Here is a 4,904-nt window from a genome sequence, read left to right on the forward strand (position 1 = left end):
CAAACAGCACCGGCTCGATCAGGGTCAGGCTGCGCACGGCTTCGGGTGCGGCCACGGCGATGCGCAGTGCAATCGTCGCTCCAAAGCTGTGACCGATCAGGTCCAGCGGCCGTTGGATGAAACTGGCGGCGATGCGGGTTGCCGCGGTGTGAAAGTCGGGGCCCCCTTCCTCGGGCCGCCAGTCGTCGCTCCGGCCATGCCCGGGCATGTCAAAGCCGCGCAGATCGACCGAACCGTTCAAGGCCTTGGCGATCGGTCCCCAATAGGACCCGCTGCCCAGCATGCAGTGCAAAGCCAGGGCTGGGCGATCGGTGTCGCCGGGCCAGTGGCGCAGATGGACGGCGCTCACAGGGAGGCCAGATGCCGGTCAAGGAAATCCAGCCTGTCCTGGCCCCAGAAGCGCTCACCCGTTTCCCGCACGACATAAAAGGGCGCGCCAAAGACCCCGGCCTCGACCGCTTGTTCCAAGTTGCGGCCATAGGTTTCGGCACCGATGAACAGGCCCTTGTCGGCCAATGACGAATCGAACCCGTGTGCGGCAAGGAGGTCCCGGATCACGCCGTCATCGCTGATGTCCCGATCCTCGGCCCAGACCGCACGCAGAAATGCCTGCACCAACCCCGCCAGGTCACCTCCGCCTGCCTCTTGCGCGGCGATGACCGCATAGGAGGACGGGGCCATGTTGACCGGCCAGTGCGCGGGCCTGAGGTTCAGGCGCATGCCCAGATGGTCCGCCCAACGCGGCAGTTCCTGGTTGCGGTATTCCATCCGGCTGGGGTGCCGTTGGGCAGGGCGCACGCCGCCGGTGCGGTCGAACAGCTGCAGCAGGTCCAGCGGCTTGTAGGTGATGGTCGCGCCATGCCGCGATGCGATCTCTTCCAGCCGGTTGCCTGCCAGATAGGACCAGGGGCTGATCGTTCCCAGATAATAATCCACATGTGCCATGGCCGTGTCCTTCTTGGTTTGCCCGCAGGCTAGCCGGGTGCTAAGGCAACCGCAATCTGCCCAACCCGCCAAAGGCCCGATCCATGCCCGTCATGACCGAACCCAAGCTGATCTCCGGAAACTCCAATCGCCCTCTGGCCCAGTCCATCGCGCGGCGCATGTCCATGCACCGCGGCATGAGCGTCAACCTGCTGGACGCGCGAGTCGAACGTTTCAACGACCAGGAGATCTTCGTCGAGGTTTATGAAAATGTCCGCGGCGAGGACATGTACATCATCCAGCCGACCTCCAATCCTGCCAATGACAACCTGATGGAACTGCTGGTCATCACCGACGCGCTGCGCCGGTCCTCGGCTTCGCGCATCACGGCCGTGATTCCCTATTTCGGCTATGCCCGCCAGGACCGCCGCGCCAAGGCCCGCACGCCGATCAGCGCCAAGCTGGTCGCGAACCTGCTGACCGAGGCCGGCATCGACCGCGTCCTGACGCTGGACCTCCACGCAGCCCAGATCCAGGGCTTCTTCGACGTGCCGGTGGACAACCTTTATGCCGCGCCCGTCTTTGCGCTGGATGTGCAGCACCACTTCAAGGGCCGGATGAACGACCTGATGGTCGTGTCGCCGGACGTGGGCGGCGTGGCGCGTGCACGCGAACTGGCAACCCGGATCGGGGCGCCGCTGTCCATCGTGGACAAGCGCCGTGAAAAGGCGGGCGAGGTGGCCGAGATGACCGTCATCGGTGACGTGTCAGGCAAGGCCTGCATCATCGTCGACGACATCTGCGACACTGCCGGAACGCTGTGCAAGGCGGCCCAGGTTCTGACCGACAACGGCGCGACCGAGGTGCATGCCTATATCACCCATGGCGTCCTGTCCGGCCCGGCGGTCGAGCGGGTGGAAAAGTCCGTAATGAAATCGCTGGTCATCACCGACTCCATACAGCCGACCGAAGCCGTAAAAGCGGCGACCAATATCCGCATCGTGCCGACGGCGCCCATGTTCACGCAGGCCATCCTGAACATCTGGAACGGCACCTCGGTGTCCAGCCTGTTCGAAACGGACACGCTGCTGCCGATCTACGAAGGGCTTTATTCCCCGACCTGAGAGTGCATCCAGTGAGGCAGCAGTCGCATCACTGAAGATCAAGAGACCGGCGGACTTTGGGACCCGCCGGCCTTGCGATCAAAGGGCGCGCCAGCCGATGTCGCGCCGGCAGAAGCCCTCGGACCAATCGATGGCATCGACCAGGGCATAGGCCCTTTGATGCGCCTCGGCCAGGGTGACGCCGCGTCCGGTGCAACCCAGGACGCGTCCGCCCCTGGCGACAGTCGCGCCGTCCTGTCGCGCCGTCCCGGCATGAAAGGTCATCTCGAAACTGCTTTCAGGAAGCGCATCCAGACCATTGATCCTGCTGCCTTTTCGGTAATCCCCGGGATAGCCTTGTGCCGCCATGACGACGGTCAGGGCGTGGTCGTCCGCCCATGTCACGGCTGCCTCGGCCAACCGTTCCTCGGCGCAGGCCAGCAGCAGGTCCAGGGCCTGCGCGCCAAGGCGCATCATGAGCGCCTGGCACTCGGGATCGCCAAAACGCACGTTGTACTCGACCAGCCGCGCCTGACCGTTCTCGATCATCAGGCCGGCATAAAGGACTCCCTGAAAAGGGGTGCCGCGTCGCGACATTTCGGCAACCGTCGGACGCACGATGCGCTCCATCACCTGGTCCTGCAGCGCCTGCGTCAGGACCGGGGCGGGGCTATAGGCGCCCATGCCCCCGGTGTTGGGGCCGGTATCGCCATCGCCCACGCGCTTGTGATCCTGTGCCGTGCCGATCGGCAGGCAGTCGGTCCCGTCGCTGAGGATGAAGAAGCTGGCTTCCTCGCCTGCCATGAATTCCTCGATGACGACCGACATGTTGCCGAATTCGCCGTCGAAGATGGCGTCGATGGCGGCATGGGCCTGTTCGACGGTTTCCGCGACGGTCACGCCCTTGCCGGCAGCCAGTCCGTCGGCCTTGATCACGATGGGGGCGCCCTGGGCAGAAACATGGTCACGAGCGGAAGCGGCATCGGCAAAGCGTGCCCAGGCAGCGGTGGGCGCCGCGCAGGCGTCGCAGACCTCCTTGGTGAAGGTCTTGGAGGCCTCAAGCTGAGCGGCGGCCTGCGACGGCCCGAAGACCAGGAAGCCTGCATTGCGCAACGCGTCCGATACGCCCGCGGCCAGCGGAGCCTCTGGGCCGATCACGACAAAGTCGATGGCATTTTCCTGCGCGAATTCCAGAACTTCGGCCCGCGACAGGATATCCAGCGCGGCGCATTCGGCGACACCCGCGATGCCCGCATTGCCCGGTGCCACGATCAGCCGATCGCATTTCGGGTTCTGCCGGATCGCCCATGCCAGCGCATGTTCGCGCCCGCCGCCGCCCAAAATCAGGATATTCATCTGCCGCCCTTTCGCTTGACCTGCGGGCGTTCTAGTCTGGGGCGTGAAAGGGAACAAGCCGCATGGATCTGATCGACGACGACCCCTCGGACGAGGCTGTGCCGGGCAGCAATGCCCATGAATTCACCGTGTCCGAACTGTCGGGGGCGGTCAAGCGCAGCATCGAGGATCAGTTCGGCCGCGTCCGTGTCCGGGCCGAAGTAGGGCGCGTTTCCCGCCCATCATCGGGGCATCTGTACTTCGACCTCAAGGACGATCGTTCCGTTCTGGCGGCGGTGACGTGGAAGGGTCAGGCCGCGCGCCTGATCCAGCGCCCCGAGGAAGGGATGGAGGTCATCGCCACTGGCCGCCTGACGACCTTTCCGGGCCAATCCAAATACCAGATGATCGTGGATCAGGTCGAACCCGCGGGTGCGGGGGCCTTGATGGCAATGCTGGAAAAACGCCGCAAGGCCCTGGCCGAAGAAGGTTTGTTCGACGCCGGGCGCAAGCGTGCCTTGCCATTCCTGCCGCGCGTGATCGGGGTCGTCACCTCGCCCTCGGGCGCGGTGATCCGCGACATCCTGCACCGGTTGCGCGACCGCTTTCCGACGCGCGTGGTGATCTGGCCCGTGGCCGTTCAGGGCGAGGGTTGCGCGCCTCAGGTGGCCGCCGCCATCGACGGGTTCAACGCGCTGCCCGACAGCGGGCCGATCCCGCGGCCGGACCTGATCATCGTCGCGCGCGGCGGGGGCAGCCTGGAGGATCTGTGGGGTTTCAACGAGGAGACTGTCGTCCGCGCCGCGGCAGCCAGCCGCATCCCTCTGATCTCGGCCGTGGGGCACGAGACGGATACCACGCTGATCGACTTTGCCTCGGATCGTCGCGCACCCACGCCGACCGCCGCGGCCGAGATGGCGGTGCCGGTGCGGGCCGAGCTGGCGGCCCGGCTGGCAGAAACGGGGGCTCGGATGGCGCGCTGCAATACGCAGGCGATCCAGCGCCCCCGCCAGCGCTTGCGCGATCTGGCCCGGGCGATGGGCCGGCCGGCCGCGTTGACCGAGGGGCCACGGCAGCGGTTGGACCTGCAAGGCGGACGGCTGGAGCCCGCGTTGAAGCAACTGGTCCGGACGCGCAGGCACCAGCTGGCCTCGCGTCCGATCCCGGCGGCCACGCTGCGCCAGTTCATGCAGGCCAAGCGCCACGGGCTTGACCGCACGCTCCACCGCCTGGACGTGGCCCGGTTGCGCCGGCTGGAGCGGCCAAGGGACCGCCTGACCCATCTGCAGGAACGGCTGGACAGTTCGCTGCGGCGCGTGTCCTCGACGGCCAGCCAGACCATCCTGCAACAAGGGCGCCGCTTGAATGACCTTGGTCGTCGCATGGAGGCGGCGCTGCGGCGCGGCCAGACACAGCGGTCCGAAGCCTTGGCGCGCCTGGACCGGGTGCGGCAAACGCTTGGTTACACCGAAACGCTGAAGCGCGGCTTTGCGGTGGTTCATGGTCCAGACGGGCTGCTGACCAAGGCCGCCGATGCCGCTG

Annotated in this window: 5 protein-coding genes; 2 read left to right on the forward strand and 3 right to left on the reverse strand. The window is 66.2% G+C overall.

The features are described 5' to 3' along the window. Positions 1 to 349, reverse strand: a 349-nt coding sequence (locus tag ACLHHB_RS15345; RefSeq protein ID WP_410219153.1) for an alpha/beta fold hydrolase, incomplete at its 3' end; no start/stop codon positions are given. Further along, positions 346 to 945 carry a 2-hydroxychromene-2-carboxylate isomerase gene (locus ACLHHB_RS15350; RefSeq protein ID WP_410219154.1) on the reverse strand — a complete coding sequence of 200 codons (600 nt, stop codon included), beginning with the start codon at positions 943 to 945 and terminating at the stop codon, positions 346 to 348. The genes ACLHHB_RS15350 and ACLHHB_RS15345, both read right to left, overlap by 4 nt. Positions 946 to 1,028: 83 nt before the next feature. Here ACLHHB_RS15350 and ACLHHB_RS15355 point away from each other — a divergent pair, with 83 nt between their 5' ends. Next, on the forward strand, positions 1,029 to 2,048 hold the full coding sequence (locus tag ACLHHB_RS15355) for a ribose-phosphate pyrophosphokinase (protein WP_410219155.1): 1,020 nt from the start codon (positions 1,029 to 1,031) through the stop codon (positions 2,046 to 2,048). Between the two features lie 78 nt (positions 2,049 to 2,126). Here ACLHHB_RS15355 and purD read toward each other — a convergent pair whose 3' ends face one another. Then, entirely contained in the window at positions 2,127 to 3,383 is a 1,257-nt protein-coding gene (gene purD / locus ACLHHB_RS15360; RefSeq protein ID WP_410219156.1) for a phosphoribosylamine--glycine ligase, read from the reverse strand. Between the two features lie 62 nt (positions 3,384 to 3,445). Here purD and xseA point away from each other — a divergent pair. Continuing rightward, positions 3,446 to 4,904: exodeoxyribonuclease VII large subunit (xseA, locus tag ACLHHB_RS15365; protein WP_410219157.1), on the forward strand; the 1,459-nt coding region annotated here is incomplete at its 3' end.

Source organism: Paracoccus sp. (in: a-proteobacteria) (assembly GCF_046462195.1).
GTDB lineage: Bacteria > Pseudomonadota > Alphaproteobacteria > Rhodobacterales > Rhodobacteraceae > Paracoccus.

Excerpts from the sequence above, each read along its gene's own strand:
- ACLHHB_RS15355 (WP_410219155.1), top strand. The coding sequence starts at position 1,029 with ATGCCCGTCATGACCGAACCCAAGCTGATCTCCGGAAACTCCAATCGC.
- purD (WP_410219156.1), bottom strand. The coding sequence starts at position 3,383 with ATGAATATCCTGATTTTGGGCGGCGGCGGGCGCGAACATGCGCTGGCA.
- ACLHHB_RS15350 (WP_410219154.1), bottom strand. The coding sequence starts at position 945 with ATGGCACATGTGGATTATTATCTGGGAACGATCAGCCCCTGGTCCTAT.